The organism is Mycolicibacterium monacense (assembly GCF_010731575.1).
Lineage (GTDB): Bacteria > Actinomycetota > Actinomycetes > Mycobacteriales > Mycobacteriaceae > Mycobacterium > Mycobacterium monacense.
The window spans coordinates 2,287,762-2,303,166 of the sequence record NZ_AP022617.1; the positions used below are offsets into that span (position 1 = coordinate 2,287,762).

General features: G+C 70.3%; 15 protein-coding genes. 4 read left to right on the forward strand and 11 right to left on the reverse strand.

Features of this window, described 5'->3' with window-relative positions; translation table 11 throughout:
- Positions 1-9: 9 nt before the first annotated feature.
- The gene (locus G6N49_RS10885; RefSeq protein WP_011855612.1) at positions 10-1,089 is read left to right on the forward strand and encodes a phosphotransferase family protein; all 1,080 of its coding nucleotides are present in this window, start codon (positions 10-12) and stop codon (positions 1,087-1,089) included.
- Here G6N49_RS10885 and G6N49_RS10890 read toward each other — a convergent pair.
- Genes G6N49_RS10890 through G6N49_RS10905 form a run of 4 tightly spaced genes read right to left on the reverse strand, consistent with a single transcriptional unit; the run spans position 1,070 to position 4,516 of the window.
- Entirely contained in the window at positions 1,070-1,798 is a 729-nt protein-coding gene (locus G6N49_RS10890; RefSeq protein WP_011855611.1) for a cobalt-precorrin-6A reductase, read from the reverse strand. The two genes, G6N49_RS10885 and G6N49_RS10890, sit on opposite strands and share 20 nt — an antisense overlap.
- Entirely contained in the window at positions 1,798-2,550 is a 753-nt protein-coding gene (gene cobM, locus G6N49_RS10895) for a precorrin-4 C(11)-methyltransferase (RefSeq protein WP_011855610.1), read from the reverse strand. The genes G6N49_RS10890 and cobM overlap by 1 nt, the downstream gene beginning before the upstream one ends.
- A complete protein-coding gene (locus G6N49_RS10900) occupies positions 2,547-3,719 on the reverse strand; it encodes a bifunctional cobalt-precorrin-7 (C(5))-methyltransferase/cobalt-precorrin-6B (C(15))-methyltransferase (protein WP_011855609.1) in 1,173 nt (390 codons plus the stop codon). Before G6N49_RS10900 ends, cobM begins: the two co-directional genes overlap by 4 nt.
- Before the next feature lie 14 nt (positions 3,720-3,733).
- On the reverse strand, positions 3,734-4,516 hold the full coding sequence (locus G6N49_RS10905) for an SDR family NAD(P)-dependent oxidoreductase (protein ID WP_011559878.1): 783 nt from the start codon (positions 4,514-4,516) through the stop codon (positions 3,734-3,736).
- A 10-nt stretch (positions 4,517-4,526) separates the two neighbouring features.
- Here G6N49_RS10905 and G6N49_RS10910 point away from each other — a divergent pair, with 10 nt between their 5' ends.
- Positions 4,527-4,976 carry a F420-dependent biliverdin reductase gene (locus G6N49_RS10910; RefSeq protein WP_167535181.1) on the forward strand — a complete coding sequence of 150 codons (450 nt, stop codon included), beginning with the start codon at positions 4,527-4,529 and terminating at the stop codon, positions 4,974-4,976.
- Here G6N49_RS10910 and G6N49_RS10915 read toward each other — a convergent pair.
- Entirely contained in the window at positions 4,973-6,115 is a 1,143-nt protein-coding gene (locus G6N49_RS10915) for a M24 family metallopeptidase (protein WP_011855608.1), read from the reverse strand. The two genes, G6N49_RS10910 and G6N49_RS10915, sit on opposite strands and share 4 nt — an antisense overlap.
- Positions 6,116-6,140: 25 nt before the next feature.
- On the opposite strand from G6N49_RS10915, the gene G6N49_RS10920 reads away from it, so the two are divergent.
- Complete coding sequence (locus tag G6N49_RS10920; protein WP_011855607.1) at positions 6,141-6,992, forward strand: hypothetical protein; 852 nt, start codon at positions 6,141-6,143, stop codon at positions 6,990-6,992.
- Positions 6,989-7,939, forward strand: coding sequence for a 5'-3' exonuclease (locus G6N49_RS10925; protein ID WP_011855606.1), 951 nt, complete (start codon positions 6,989-6,991; stop codon positions 7,937-7,939). The genes G6N49_RS10920 and G6N49_RS10925 overlap by 4 nt, the downstream gene beginning before the upstream one ends.
- Here G6N49_RS10925 and G6N49_RS10930 read toward each other — a convergent pair.
- The 6 genes from G6N49_RS10930 to G6N49_RS10955 all read right to left on the reverse strand — a co-directional run bounded on the left by G6N49_RS10930 (position 7,936) and on the right by G6N49_RS10955 (position 14,758).
- On the reverse strand, positions 7,936-8,724 hold the full coding sequence (locus G6N49_RS10930; RefSeq protein WP_011559873.1) for a DUF4333 domain-containing protein: 789 nt from the start codon (positions 8,722-8,724) through the stop codon (positions 7,936-7,938). The two genes, G6N49_RS10925 and G6N49_RS10930, sit on opposite strands and share 4 nt — an antisense overlap.
- Positions 8,725-8,766: 42 nt before the next feature.
- Complete coding sequence (locus G6N49_RS10935) at positions 8,767-11,523, reverse strand: DEAD/DEAH box helicase (RefSeq protein ID WP_011855605.1); 2,757 nt, start codon at positions 11,521-11,523, stop codon at positions 8,767-8,769.
- Positions 11,507-12,457 carry a twin-arginine translocase subunit TatC gene (tatC, locus tag G6N49_RS10940; protein ID WP_011855604.1) on the reverse strand — a complete coding sequence of 317 codons (951 nt, stop codon included), beginning with the start codon at positions 12,455-12,457 and terminating at the stop codon, positions 11,507-11,509. Before tatC ends, G6N49_RS10935 begins: the two co-directional genes overlap by 17 nt.
- A gap of 77 nt (positions 12,458-12,534) precedes the next feature.
- On the reverse strand, positions 12,535-12,774 hold the full coding sequence (tatA, locus tag G6N49_RS10945; protein WP_011559870.1) for a Sec-independent protein translocase subunit TatA: 240 nt from the start codon (positions 12,772-12,774) through the stop codon (positions 12,535-12,537).
- Between the two features lie 29 nt (positions 12,775-12,803).
- A complete protein-coding gene (locus G6N49_RS10950) occupies positions 12,804-13,781 on the reverse strand; it encodes a helix-turn-helix transcriptional regulator (protein WP_011855603.1) in 978 nt (325 codons plus the stop codon).
- Positions 13,778-14,758: a helix-turn-helix transcriptional regulator gene (locus tag G6N49_RS10955; protein ID WP_011855602.1), complete on the reverse strand. Its 981-nt coding sequence runs from the start codon at positions 14,756-14,758 to the stop codon at positions 13,778-13,780. Before G6N49_RS10955 ends, G6N49_RS10950 begins: the two co-directional genes overlap by 4 nt.
- Between the last annotated feature and the right edge of the window lie 647 nt (positions 14,759-15,405).

The window sequence follows — 15,405 nt, forward strand, 5'->3', positions numbered from 1 at the left end:
GGCGGTGCCGTGCAGGCCCTCATTCCCGCTAAGCCGGCAGATGTCACCCCGGAGTGGTTGGGAGCGGCGTTGACCCGCGACGGTTCGCCGGTCGAGGTCCGCGCGATCGACACCGTGGCCATCGGTACCGGACAGACCGGCGCCACCTACCGGGTGTCGGTCACCTACGCCGATCCGCAGCCCGACCTGCCCACCTCGTTCGCGATCAAGCTGCCGTCCCAGGACGATGCGGTGCGCGACCGGGTCGCGATCGGCTACCGCTCCGAGCATGCGTTCTACACGAATCTCGCCGAGCAGGTGCAGATCCCGATCCCGCCGTGCTATCACTGCGAGATCGCCGGGGAGGGCGTCGATTTCGTGCTGCTGCTCGGGGACATGGCGCCCGCGGTGCAGGGCGACCAGATCGCCGGCTGCAGCGCCGAGGAGGCGCGCCTCGCGGTCGAGGCGTTGGCCGATCTGCACGGTCCGACGTGGTGCGACCCGCAGTGGGCGGATTTCCCCGGTATCGCGATGCCCAAGCCGGAACCGGCGTCGGCGCAGGGTTTCGGCGAAGTGGCGACCATGGCGACGGGCATCACGCTGGACCGTCTCGGCGACCGGATGCGCCCCGAGGATCGCGAAACGCTGAGCGCCGCAATGTCGGTGGTGACGCCGTGGCTGCTGTCCGAACCGGACCGGTTCGCGGTGCTGCACGGCGACTACCGGCTCGACAACATGCTCTTCGACCCGGACCGGTCACGGATCACCGTGGTGGACTGGCAGACCCTCGGCTCCGGGCTGCCGGCCAGGGACCTGTCCTACTTCACCGCGACCAGCCTGCAGCCGGAGACCAGGGCGGCCGTCGAACGCGATCTGGTCGACGCCTACCACCGGCGGCTGCTCAGCCACGGCGTGACCGGATATGACAGCGAAACCTGTTGGCGCGATTACCGTTTGGGCATGCTGCAGGCTCCGCTGATCACAGTGCTCGGCTGTGCGTTCGCCACGTCCACCGAGCGTGGCGACGAGATGATGCTGGTGATGGCCGCCCGCGGATGTCAGGCGATCCGCGAGTTGGGCACCCTCGACCTCATCGCGCCAGCGACCTGACCCACGCCACCGCCTCCGGCACCGTCCCCACCGTGCGGACTCCCGGCGGAACCGGTGGCCGGTCGACCATGACGACGGGTATGCCCAGCGTCGCGGCCGCATCCAGTTTCGGCCGGGTCATGTCCCCGCCGCTGTTCTTGGTCACCAGCGCCTCGATGCGATGGGTCCGCAGCGCGGCGAGTTCGTCGTCGTAGCGGTACGGGCCGCGCGAGAGCAGCAGTTCGTGGTGGCGCGGTAGGACCTCGGCGTCGGGTGGGGTGACCGCTCGGATGAGGAACCAGGCGTCGCTGTCGCGGAAGGCGTCGACGCCGGTGCGCCCGGTGGTCAGGAAGATCCTCGAGAAACCCTTCGCCGCAACGGTCGTCGCGGCCTCCCGGTCGGAGCTCACCAAAATCGCGTCGCCCGCGGACCACGCGGGCCGGGCCAGCAGCAGGTGGGGCAACCCCAGGTCCGCGCAGACGGCGGCGGCGGTCGCGGTGATGGTCGCCGCGAACGGATGCGTCGCGTCGACGACCGCGTCGACCGGGGTGTCGGTCAGCCACCGACGCAGACCGTCGACGCCGCCGAACCCGCCGATGCGCACCTGGCCCACCGGCAGCGCCGGATCGGGGACCCGGCCCGCCAGGGAGCTGATCACCTCGACGTCGGGGTGCAGGGCCGCTGCGAGCGCACGCGCCTCCCCCGTCCCGCCCAGCAGCAGGATCCGCATCAGTGCCGCCCGCGCCGCACGCGCCCCGACGAGTACAGGTAGCTCTCGGTGCCGCCGGCCGCCAGCACGTCACCGATGACGATCACCGCGGTGCGGGTGACGGCGGCGTCGTGCATCTGCGCGGCGATGTCGGCCAGGGTGCCGCGCAATACGATCTCCTCCGGCCAGCTCGCGAATGCCACGACGGCACACGGTGTTTCCGGGCGATAGCCGCCGGCGAGCAGTTCGGGCACGATGTTGTCGATCTGCGCGGCGGCCAGGTGCAGCACCAGGGTGCCGCCCGACGCGGACAGGGTGCGCAGATCCTCACCGGGCGGCATGGCCGTCGACAGTGTGGCGACCCGGCTCAGGGTGACGGTCTGGGATACGCCCGGCACGGTGAGTTCGTGGCCCAGCGCGGCCGCCGCGGCCGCGAACGCGGGCACCCCGGGCACGATCTCGTAGTCCACGCCCAGCGCGTCGAGGCGGCGGCACTGTTCGGCCAGCGCGCTGTAGATCGACGGATCCCCGGAGTGCAGACGCGCCACGTCCTTGCCGTCGGCGTGCGCCTGTGCGAGTTCGTCGACGATCTGGTCGAGCGTGAGCGGGCCGGTGTCGACGATGCGCGCATCCGGCGGGCACAGCGCCAACAGGTCCTCGGGCATGATCGAACCGGCGTACAGGCACACCGGACACCGGCCGAGCAGCCGTTGTCCGCGCACTGTGATCAGATCGGCGGCCCCCGGACCGGCCCCGATGAAGTAGACCGTCACGGTTTGACCACCACCCACTGCGTCACCGGCATGGCGGGGCGCCAGCCGGTGAACGTCCCGACCGGCTCACCACGGTAGTGCTGGTAGCGGCGCAACTCTCCACCCATCTTCGAATACCACTGCACGAGAACGACTTCGGACTCCGCTGTGACGGCGTTGGCGACCAGCCGGCCACCCGGTGGCAGCGCATCCACGCAGCCGTCGAGCAGGCCGGGACGAGTCAGACCCCCGCCGATGAACACCGCCGACGGCTGCGGAACCCCGTCGAACGACTCCGGCGCCGCACCCCGCACCTCGACGTCGACACCGTGGGCGTCCGCGTTGGCCGCGATGCGCTCCCGGCGCGTCCCGTCCCGCTCGAACGCGATCGCCCGGCATCCCGCTCCGCTGCGGCACCACTCGATGCCGATGCTGCCCGAACCGGCGCCCACGTCCCACAACAACTCGCCCGGGCGCGGTGCCAGCGCGGCCAGGGTGACCGCGCGCATCGACTGTTTGGTGATCTGCCCGTCGTGGGCGAAGGCCTCGTCGGGCAGCACCTGCAACTGCCGGTCGTCGGGCCGGTAGCGGACGGCGATGACGTTGAGGGCGTCCACGTCCCCGGGCGGGTCGGCCGACCAGGACCGGGCCGTGCCGGTACGCCTGCGCTCTTCCGGTCCGCCGAGTTGCTCGAGCAGCGTCATCTCAGACTCTCCCCGCCCGGTGTCGGTCAACGACCGGGCCAGCGTCGCGGGCGTGGACTCGTCGCGGGACAGGACGACCGCATGGCCGCCACGGCGTACCGCGGTCCGCGGCGCGGCGGTGACCAGGCTGATGACCTCGGTGTCCTGTACCGCCCAGCCGAGGCGGGCGCAGGCCAGCGTCACCGACGACACATGCGGTAGGACCGTGACGCGGTCGGGTCCGAACATCCGCACCGCCGAGCCGCCGATGCCGTGCAGCATCGGATCGCCGCTGGCCACGATGTGGACGTCACCCGCCGGGTCGTCGCGGATGGCCTGCAGGGCGGGCATCAGCGGCGACGGCCATTCGCGGCGTTCGGCGGTCACGGTGTCGTCGAGCAGGTCGAGTTGGCGTCGCGACCCGTAAACTGTTGTCGCCCGGCGTAATTCGTCAGCAGACGCCCGGGCGAGCCCGGCCATCCCGTCGGCGCCGATCCCGACCACCACGACCCTGCTCGTCGTCACCTCGGCATCCTGCGCCACACGAACCGCGGCATCAACCGCATGACCACCACCGCGGCACCCAGCGACCGTGGGATCCACACCTCACGGCGCCCCTTGGCGAGCGCCTTCACCGTCGCCTCGGCCACCTGGGCCGGGGTGCTCGACAGCGGGGCGGGGTCCATCCCCGCGGTCATCCGCCCGATCACGAAGCCCGGCCGCACGAGCAGCAGGTGCACCCCCGAACCGTGCAGCGCGTCGGCCAGCCCGTTGGCGAAACCGTCGAGTCCGGCCTTGGCCGAGCCGTAGACGTAGTTGGCTCGCCGGACACGGGCGCCGGCCACCGAGGAGAACACGACGATGGATGATCTTCGCGCGGGGCGCTCACCGACCAACGGCCCGCGGCCCGCCTCGCGCATCGTCGTCGCCAGCACCGTGAGCAGGCTGACCTGTGCGACGAAGTCGGTGTGCACGATCGCCGCCGCATGCGCGGGGTCGCGTTCGGCGCGGGCCTGGTCGCCGAGGATGCCGAAGGCGAGGACCGCGGTGGCGATCGGGCCGTGCTCGGCCACCAGCTTCGCCACCAACGGGGCGTGCGAGCCGAGGTCGTCGGCGTCGAACTCGACGGTGTGCACCGCCGCGGCGCCCGCCGACTGCACCGCGGAGACCTGCTCGTCGAGGCGGTCGGCGCCACGCGCGGCCAGCACCACGGTCGCGCCCGGCGCCAGCCGCGTCGCCACCTCGACGCCGATCTCGCTGCGGCCGCCGAAGATCACCACCAAACCGCTATCCGTGTCCTTCACGGCTGCCAGTATGTCCTGCGCTAGCGTGGGTCCCGTGGCTACATCGGGCCGCAAGGCGACCACCCGGCTGACCAGCGATGCATTGGCGTTCCTGACCGAACGCCACCTCGCGATGCTGACCACCCTGCGGTCGGACAACTCTCCGCACGTCGTGGCGGTCGGGTTCACCTTCGACCCGAAGACGCACATCGCCCGGGTGATCACCTCCGGCGGCTCGCAGAAGGCGGTCAACGCCGAACAACGGGGTGTCGCGGTGCTCAGCCAGGTCGACGGCGCCCGCTGGCTGTCGCTGGAGGGCAAGTCGACCGTGAACTCCGATCCGGACGCCGTCCGGGACGCCGAACTGCGCTACGCCCAGCGGTACCGAACACCGCGGGTCAACCCGGAGCGCGTGGTGATCGAGGTACGCGTCGAGCGGGTGCTGGGCTCCTCCCAGCTCCTCGACCGCTCCTCGGACTAACCGGCCGCGGCCGGTCCGGCAGGCACCACCACCAGGTCGTGCGGCCGGTTGTTCACCGACTCCGCGCCGTCCTCGGTGACGATCACGATGTCCTCGATGCGTGCGCCCCACTGCCCCGGGAAGTAGATGCCGGGTTCGACGCTGAACGCCATACCGACCTCGAGCGGCAGATCGTTGCCGGCCACGATGTAGGGCTCCTCGTGCACCGACAGGCCGATACCGTGGCCGGTGCGGTGCACGAACGCCTCGGCCAACCCCTCGGCGGCCAGCACGTCACGCGCGGCGGCGTCGATCTGCTCGGCGGTGACGCCCGGACGCACCGCCTCGACGGCGGCCCGCTGGGCGCGCTGCAACACGGCGTAGCGGCGCGCCACCTCGGGATCGGGTTCGCCGAGGCTGTAGGTGCGCGTCGAGTCGGAGTTGTATCCGGGTTCGTAGGGGCCGCCGATGTCGACGACGACGACGTCCCCGGCCCGCAGTTCGCGGTTCGAGCATTCGTGGTGCGGGTCGGCGCCGTGCGGGCCGGATCCGACGATGATGAACGCCACCTCCGAATGCCCTTCGGCGACAATGGCTTCCGCGATGTCCGCGGCGACGTCGGCCTCGGTGCGACCGGCCACCAGGAACTCCGGGACCCGCGCATGCACGCGGTCGATGGCCGCACCGGCCTTGCGCAGGGCGTCGATCTCGGCGGCGTCCTTGCGCATCCTCAACCGGCGCAGCACATCGGTGGCCAGCACCGGCACCTCGCCGAGCACCCCGGCCAGCGGCAGCAGGTGCAGCGCGGGCATCGAATCGGTCACCGCGGTGCGCAGCGTCCCACCGCCGAGCGCCTCGGCGACCAGTTCGTACGGGTTGTCGCCGTCGACCCAGTCCCGCACCGCCACACCGAGTTCGGGTAACGCGGACTCCTTCAGCGCCGCCAACTCCAGCCGCGGCACCACGATCGTCGGGTCCCCGTCAGCGGGCAGCACCAGCGCGGTCAGCCGTTCGAAGGTCTGCGCCCGCGAACCCACCAGATAGCGCAGGTCGTAACCGGGCGTGATGACCAGGCCGGCCAATCCGGCGTCACGCGCCGCGGCGGCGGCGGACTGGAGTCGTCGGGCGTAGACATCGGTGTCGAATCGGCTGCCGGTCATGAGGACAAGGCTACTGTTCTAGACGATGCTCCGAGATATCCGCGACCTCATCGACGACCACGATGCGTATGCCGAGGAACTACGGCGACGCTGGGGTGGCCTGCTCAGTTACCGCTACATCGGCCGGTTGTACGCGTCCATGGATCCCCGCGCGGTCGACGACACCGTGGTCCTGCGCAGCGACATGCGCAACCCGACCGGCGGACTCCTGTTGTCGGTGTTGGGCATTGCCGCCCCGGAGAGCGGGCACATGTCTGATCTGGAGGCGGTGCCCAACCCGGTCGTGCACTCGTGTCAGCTGCTCGACCCCGGCCTCGACGTGCGGCGCATCGAGATCGTCTCCGAGGAGCTCCGGCGTGGCAGGCAGATGGGTTACAGCCGCGCGAAGATCGTCGACGCCGACCGACCCGAACGCGTCCTGGCCCTGATCGAGGGACAGGGCGTCAGCATCGGCACACCGCCGGCGGGCCTGCAGAAGATGGAGGTCGACGCGATCGAGGTGGTCGACTCCCCCGACCTGCCGCCGCTGTGGCAGGTGTTCGGCGCGCACCGGCGACCCGACGGGCACTGGGCGCTCCCGGAACTGTCCGCCGAGGTGGCCTCCCCGGACGCCGCCCTGCACATCGGGCCGCAGTTCGTCGTCCTCGAGACCGCGGCCGCCGACGCCGCCGCCGCGGTGGCCGGCACCGACCGACTGCAGGGCACGTCGTCGCACGTGATGTTCATGGCCCGCGGCAAAGTGGGCCCGTTCCGGGCCGACACCGAAGCGGTGGCGGGGGCCGGTGACACCGTCGCGGTGCGGGTCGTGGTGCACGACGAGGGCAACGGTGACCGCCCGATCACCAGCGCCTCCTACGTATTCGCGAGCGTCCGATGAGCGCCCCGCTTCTGCTGCTCGACGGTGCGAGCATGTGGTTCCGGTCGTACTTCGCGCTGCCGTCGTCGATCACCGCCCCCGACGGCAGGCCGGTCAACGCGGTCCGTGGCTTCCTGGACACGGTCGCGATGCTGATCGGGCGTGAGCGGCCGTCCCGGCTGGTGGTGTGCCGCGACGACGACTGGCGGCCGCAGTGGCGCGTCGACCTGGTCCCGTCGTACAAGGCGCACCGCGTCGCCGAACCCCAGGCCGCGGGAACCGATGTCGAGGTCGTGCCCGACGAGCTGACCCCGCAGGTCGACATGATCATGGAGATGCTCGACGCGTTCGGGATCCCGCACGCCGGTGCGCCCGGCTACGAGGCCGACGACGTGCTCGGCACCCTGGCCGCCGCCGAGGAACGCGACCGGGTGATCGTGGTCAGCGGCGACCGCGACATGCTGCAGGTGGTGCGCGACGACCCGGTCGAGGTGCGGGTCCTCTACCTCGGCCGCGGGATGAGCAAGGCCACGCTGTTCGGACCGGCCGAGGTCGCCGACCAGTACGCCGTCCCCAAGGAACGCGCCGGCGCGGCCTACGCCGAGCTGGCGTTGATGCGCGGCGATCCGTCCGACGGGCTGCCCGGCGTGCCGGGCGTCGGCGAGAAGACCGCCGCCACGCTGCTGGCCCAGTTCGGCTCCCTGGAGGCGATCGTCGCGGCCGCCAACGACCCGAAGTCGAAGATGTCGAAGGCGTACCGCAAGAAGATGCTCGCCGCCGCCGACTACATCGAGGCGGCCGAACCGGTGGTACGCGTCGCGACCGACGCCCCCGTCACGATGTCGACGAAGACCGACGAGTTGCCCTTGGCCGCAGCGCATCCGCGCAAGGTCGCCCAGTTGGCGGGCGACCTCGGCGTGACGTCGTCGGTCGGGCGGTTGCAGAAGGCGCTCGACGCCCTCGACTAACGGGGCCGGCCGACCTCGTAGGTGCCGTCGTCGTCCTGGAAGGTCACGGTGACTTCACGTTTGGTGCCGTCGATGCTGACCTCGCAGTCGAACGTGGCGCCCTTCTTCACCTCGGGGCTCTCCCCGTTGTTGCACTTGACGTCGCGGACGTTCTTGGCGCCGTAGCCGTTCGACTCGTCGGTGAGGATCTGCTGCACACCGGACTGGGCGGCGTTGACGTCCAGCTTGGTCGTCACGAAGAAGCCGGGCTTCCAGAAGCCGAGCACGAGGACGACGATGACGATCAGTAGGACGAGGGCACCGAGGATGCCCCCGATCACGCCGAGGGAACGCTTCGAACCGTCTTCACTGCCCGGCGGCGGGAACGACCCGTACTGGCCCGTCTGTCCGGGCTGGCCGTACTGCGGCTGCTGACCGTACGGGGGTTGCTGGCCGTACTGCGGCTGCTGGCCGTATTGAGGTTGCCCGTACTGCGGCTGACCGTACTGACCGGGCTGCCCGTACTGCGGTTGGCCATACTGCTGCGGCTGGCCGTACTGCTCGGTCGGCGGGTAGGGCTGATACTGCGGCTGCTGGCCGGTCGGCTGCTGATACTGCGGGTACTGCTGCGGCGTGTACGCCGGGGGCTGCTGCCACTGCGGAGTCTCGGAAGTGCCCTGCTCGCCGCCCTGCCCGGGCGACTGCCACTGATTGTTCGACGGGTCGCCGGCCGGCTGATCCGTACCCGCGTCCGGTTGTTGACCGGCCCACGGCTGCGTCGGATCAGGTCCCTGCGGTCCGCTCATCGTGTCTCCTTGGTCCTCGCTCGGCCTCGCTGGCAACACACACTACCCCGCATCAACTGCCACGACGCCGCGTCGAATGTCGTTGATTGCGCGTTTCGCGGCGGTGCGCAGGGCGGGCGTCGGCGCGGCGTTGCGGACCTGGTCGAGCAGGTCGAGCACCTGTCGGCACCATCGCACGAAATCGCCCGCGGACAGCGGTGACCCGCCCCCGGAGGCATCCGATGCGGCCAGCGCGGTGGTCAGGTCACCCGTGGTCGCCCACCGGTAGATCGCCGCGACGAAACCCTCGTCGGGTTCGCGGCCGGGGTTGAGACGGTGACGGCGCTCGTCGGCGCGCAGCTCGGCCGACAGCCGCCGGGTCTGTGACAACGCGCGACGCACCTTCGCCGTCGGCGCCTCGGACCCCGCCGGGACGCCGGGCGTGTCGCCGCGGGACTCGAACAGCACCGACGACAACACCGCGGCCAGCTCTGCGGCGTCGAGTCCCTCCCAGGTGCCTGCGCGCAGGCACTCCGCCACCAGCAGATCGCTCTCGCTGTAGATGCGGGCCAGCAGGCGGCCGTCGTCGGTGACTTTCGGGTCGTCACCGGTGGTGTCGATGAACCCGCGCTCGCCGAGGAGGACGACGATCCGGTCGAAGGTGCGGGCGAGTGAGTTGGTGGCGGCGGCGACCTTCTGTTGGATCTGCGCGTTGTCCCGTTCGATCCGCAGGTACCGCTCGGCGATGCGGACCTTGTCCTCGTGGTCGGGCAGGTGGTGCGCCGGGTGGCGGCGCATCTGCTCACGCAGCGACACGAGTTCGGGGTCGGTGTCGTCGTCCTGCTGCGCGCCACGGCGCCGGCCCCGGGATTCGGGCGTCGCCAGCCCGGCCGCCGCCGAGAGCAGTGCCGACGCCAGGTCGCGGCGCACCCGCGGGTTGCGGTGCTCGATCCGTTTGGGCAGCGTCATGGTGCCCACGCGCGGGGTCGCGCCGGTGTAGTCGGCCGAGGAGATGCGGCCGGCCCAGCGGTGTTCGGTCAGCACCAGCGGGCGCGGATCGTCGGTGTCGCGGGCGGATTCGAGGACGACGGCCAGTCCCCCGCGCCGCCCGTTGGTGATGCTGATGATGTCGCCGCGCCGCAGTGCGCTGAGCGCGTCGTTGGCGGCCGCGCGGCGCTGCAGCCGCGACGAACGGGATTGTGCGCGTTCGCGTTCGGAGATCTTCGCGCGTAGCCGGACGTAGCCGAGGATCGGCGCGTCACGGCCGCCGAGTTCGGCGGCGATCTCGTCGAGCATCCGTTCGCCGCGTTCGACGCCTCGGCGCAGACCCACCACCGAGCGGTCGGCCTGGTACTGGGCGAACGACTGCTCGAGCAGTTGGCGCGCCTGCGCCGGACCCATCTGGTGCACCAGGTTGATGGTCATGTTGTACGACGGCGCGAACGAACTCCGGAGCGGGAACGTGCGTGTCGAGGCCAGCCCTGCCACCTCGACGGGTTCCACATCGGGGGTCCACAGCACCACCGCGTGTCCCTCGACGTCGATACCGCGCCGCCCGGCCCGCCCGGTGAGCTGGGTGTACTCCCCCGGCGTCAGCGGCATGTGCTGTTCGCCGTTGAATTTGACGAGCTTCTCGAGCACCACGGTGCGGGCGGGCATGTTGATGCCCAATGCCAGTGTCTCGGTGGCGAACACGGCCTTGACCAGCCCGGCGGTGAAGAGTTCCTCGACGGTGTGGCGGAAGACCGGGAGCATGCCGGCGTGGTGGGCGGCGAGCCCGCGCAGCAGTCCCTCGCGCCATTCGTGGTAGTCCAGCACGATCAGGTCGGCTTCGGCGAGGTCGGCGCAGCGGCGGTCGATCACCTCGGCGATGCGCTGGCGTTCCTCGTTCGTCGTCAGCCGCAGTGGTGAGCGCAGACACTGTTTGACCGCGGCGTCGCAGCCGGCGCGGGAGAACACGAACGTGATGGCCGGCAGCAGTCCCTCACGGTCCAGGGCGGCGATCACGTCGGGCCGGGCGGGCGGCCGGTAGATCGTGGGCCGGCTGCGGTGCGCCGAGCGGCCCCGGCCGCGCGGCTGCCAATCGGCGAGGCGGTCGGCTTCGCGCCGGTGGGCGATGTGGCGCAGCAGTTCCGGGTCGACGACGAGTTCGCGTCCGCTGCGGGCCGGGCTGTGCGCGCGGTAGTCGAACAGGTCGAACAATCGCTTGCCGACCAGGACGTGCTGCCAGAGCGGAACCGGCCGGTGCTCGTCGACCACCACGGTGGTGTCGCCGCGCACCGTCTGGATCCAGCCGCCGAATTCCTCGGCGTTGCTCACGGTCGCCGACAGGCTGACCAGCCTGACCTCGTCGGGCAGGTGCAGGATCACCTCTTCCCACACCGCACCGCGCATCCGGTCGGCGAGGAAATGCACCTCGTCCATCACCACGTGCGACAGTCCGTGCAGTGCGGGCGAATCCGCGTAGAGCATGTTGCGGAGCACTTCGGTGGTCATCACGACGATGTCGGCGTCACCGTTGATGGACTGGTCCCCGGTGAGCAGCCCGATCTTCTCGGGACCGTAGCGGCGGACCAGGTCGGCGTGTTTCTGGTTGCTCAACGCCTTGATCGGGGTGGTGTAGAAGCACTTGCCGCCGGCGGCCAGCGCGAGGTGCACGGCGAACTCACCGACGACGGTCTTGCCGGCGCCGGTGGGCGCGCACACCAGGACACCGTGACCGCTCTCGAGCGCCTCACACGCACGGATCTGGAACGGGTCGAGCGCGAACGGCATCCCCGCCGCGAATGCGGCGAGTTGCGTGTCAGGTGGATTCGTCATGAATGGTGGATCGGGAGGGGCTCGACACCGCGCTGGGCGGTTCGATCGGTTCGACGCCGCCGATCGGCGCGGCCTCGTCCTCCGGCACGGTTTCGGCGGCTTCCCGCTTCGCCTTGCGCTTGTCGTGGATGCGCGCGACCTGGATCGCGAACTCGAGCAGCACGGTCAGCGCACACGCCAGCGCGAGCATGGAGAACGGGTCGGAGCCGGGTGTGAAGAAGGCGGCGAACACGAACAGCGCGAAGATCAGGCCGCGCCGCCACGCCTTGAGGCGCTCGTAGGGCAGCATCCCGATGAAGTTGAGCATCACGATCAGCAGCGGGAATTCGAAGCTGAAGCCGAACACCAGCAGCAGGTTGATCAAGAACCCGAAGTACTGGTCACCCGAGAGCGCGGTGACCTGCACGTCGCTGCCGACGGTCAGCAGGAATCCCAGGGCGGTGGCGAGCACCACGTAGGCCAGGATCGCGCCGCTGATGAAGAGCACCGCCCCGATGGTCACGAACGCCATCGCGAACCGGCGTTCGTTGCGGTACAGGCCGGGGGTGATGAACGCCCACACCTGATGCAGCCACACCGGGCAGGCCAGCACGATGCCCGCCATCAGCGCCACCTTCAGGCGAAGCATGAACTGGTCGAACGGCGCGGTGGCCAGCAGGCGGCACTGCCCGTCCTCGGTGATGGAGGCGCGCGCGGACTCGGGCAGCGCGCAGTACGGGCCGCGCAGCCATTCGCCGAGGCTGTGGAAGCCGAGGATGCCGTGGCTGTACCAGAAGAAACCGAAGATGGTCGTCAGCACGATCGCCGCGGCGGCCACCAGGAGCCGGTTGCGCAGCTCGTGAAGGTGTTCGACCAACGACATGGTGCCGTCGGGATTGACCCGTGCGCGGCGTTGCCGCGGGTTGAGCCGCTTGAGGAATCCGGGGGTTTGCACGTGTAGTTGCCTAGGGGCCGCCGACGGACGCCGCCTGACGACGCGGCATCAGGCCGCGTGGGACGGAAAGCGTGGGATCAGGCCGAGCGTTTGTCGGGCTGCTCGGCCGTCGGGTTGGTGTCGACGCGCTCGGAGGTGATCGGGGTGGCCGGCGGGTTGTCCGACTTGCCTTCCGACTGCATCTCCTTGATCTCCGACTTGAAGATCCGCATGGACTTGCCCAGCGAACGCGCAGCATCCGGCAGCTTCTTGGCGCCGAACAGCAGCACGAACACCGCGATGACGATAACCCAGTGCCAGGGTTGTAGACCGCCCAATGTGCACCTCCTCGAAGTCGTGGCCGAGTCTACCCGCCGGTGGGGTCGTTCTCGTAGGCGAGCAGCGCCGCGGCGGCGGATTCGCGCACTTTGGCGGCCAGTTCCTGCGGTTCGAGCACCCGTACCGCCGAACCGAAGCCGAGCACGAAGCGGGCCATCCAGTCGTCGGAGGCGTAAGTCATCGCGGCTTCGCAGGCGCCGTCGGCCAGTTCGCGCACCACCCGCAGGGGGTAGTAGTCGAACATCCACGAGGCCGACCGGTCGATGAGCAGGGTCGCCGACGGCAGCGCCGGGTCGGCGTCGAACAACGACGTGTCGGGGCCGGCCTCGACCGCGGGCGGTGGCGGGGCGGCGGGCTCGTTGAGGACGCGGGCGTCGACGATGCGGTCGAAGCGGAACAGGCGCACCCCTTCGGCGGAGCGGCACCAGGCTTCGAGGTAGGTGTGGTCGGCGACGAGGAGCACGCGGATCGGGTCGACGACGCGGCTGGTGAGCATGTCGTGGGATGCGGAGTAGTACTCGATCTGCAGCGCGTGGGCGTTGCGCACGGCCGTACGGACCGCGGCGGCAGCATCGCTCTCCATCGGGGCGGGTTCGTCGACGGCGGTCACCGAGTCACCGAGGTCGTGCCCGGCGGCGCCCGCGGCCTGCTCGATCTTGGCGATGGCGCTGCGGGCGGCCTCGGGGTCGACCATTCCGGGCACGTCGACCAGGGCGCGCAGCGCGACGAGCACGCCGGTGGCCTCCGGTGAGGTCAGGCGCAGCGGGTGGTCGATGCCGGCGGAGAAGGTGACCTCGATGGTGTCGCCGGAGAACTCGAAGTCGATGAGGTCACCGGGGCCGTAGCCGGGCAGCCCGCACATCCACAGCTGGTTGAGGTCGTCCTGCAGCTGTTTGACGGTGACGCCGAGGTCGGCGGCGGCCTCGGCGTAGGTGATGCGCGGGTTGGCCTGGAAGTACGGAACCATGTTGAGCAGCCGGACCAGCCGGCTCGAGATGGCGCTCATGCGGTGGCCTGCGCTTTGAGTCGGGCAATGATGTCGTCGCGCAGGGTCTGCGGTTCGAGGGCCACGGCGTCGGCGCCGTAGCTGGCGATCTCGCGGGCCAGTTGGTCGAACATGCCGATCTCGACGGTGATCACCTCGCCGGTTCGGCCGCCGAGGGTCATGGGCCCCTCGACGACGGCTTGGCGGCGCAGCGCGGTGGCGCGACCATCGGCGACCCAGACCCTTGCCTGGGTGCCGGTGGGCCATTCGGCGACGGCGCGGCGCACGACCTCGCGCAGGTCGATGTCGTCGGGTTTGTGGACGGCCCCAGGGGGTCCGATGGTGGTGACGTCGTCGGCGATGCGGGACAGCCGGAAGGTGCGCGGTGCGTCGCGGTCGCGGTCGTGGCCGACGAGGTACCAGCGGCCGCGGTGGGTGACCACGCCCCAGGGTTCGACGGTGCGGGTGGTGTAGGGCTCGGAGCGGTCTCGGCGGTGGCCGAACTGGACGGCCCGGCCGTCGTCGATGGCTTGGAGGATGGCTCGCAGCGTTTCTTCGTTGCCGCGGACGCCAGGCAGCGTGGCCGTCGAGATGGCGACCCCGTCGGCGGCGTCGACGTCCACGCCGGCGGCGCGCAATTTGAGCAGTGCGCCCTGGGTGGCGGTGATGAGTTCGGGTGACTCCCAAAGTTGGGTGGCGACGGCGACGGCGGCGGCCTCGTCGGCGGTGAGTTCGACGGCGGGCAGGGCGTAGGCATCGCGGTTGATGCGGTAGCCCTCGGTGGGGTCGAACTGCGAGACACGGCCGGTCTCCAGGGGGATGCCGAGGTCGCGCAGTTCGTTCTTGTCCCGCTCGAACATTCGGGAGAACGCCTCGTCGCTGGGGCTGTCGGCGTAGCCGGCGACGACCTGCCGGATGCGGTCGGCGGTGATGAAGGTGCGCGTCGAGAGCAGCGCGATGACCAGGTTCATCAGCCGTTCGACTTTGGAGGTCGCCACTTCTAAGAGCTTAGGGCGTCGGGCGGTTGGTCAGGCTCGGTGACGCGGGGTGTGTGCCCACGGATCAAGCGAGTTCGCCCGTACCGCGTCGACCAAGTCCCGCCATCGCGCGGAATCAGGAGAGTCGCTGCTCCGAAATGGCCGCCCGCAATGGCCATAGGCGTTTCTTCCTCGGGCGACGATCGTCGTCGCACGTCAGCGCACGCATCCGCTGGGAAATTCGGAGATGCTGGGTCCTTGTCGGCCGAGATGACTCTCGTCAGACCATTGCGGCGCGCCATTCAGCTTCCCCAGGCTGGCTACCGAACTCGGCACTCGGCTCAAAGTGGTGCCACAGATTCGACGGAACCAGGCGAGCCACACCGACCGTCCCGGTAGCCCCGATGACTGTTGCACCGGCACCTTCACCTCACCCACTCTGACCGCGGCCCGGGGGGACGTCAGTGCCCAAGCCGAATCGGCTCATTCCGTAAGTCCCGTCAGCGGCGATAGTGATGGGGCGCTGCGGCGTCGTCGGGGTGGCGAGTGGCACCGGTTCGAGCCCGGTGCAGGGACGGCGCCGACGGGCAGCGCGACGAATGAAGTTGTGCGCGGGCGCTTTCCTGAACCTGCGCTCGCAGGGTCGGCTCTCGGGTGCGACGTAGTCC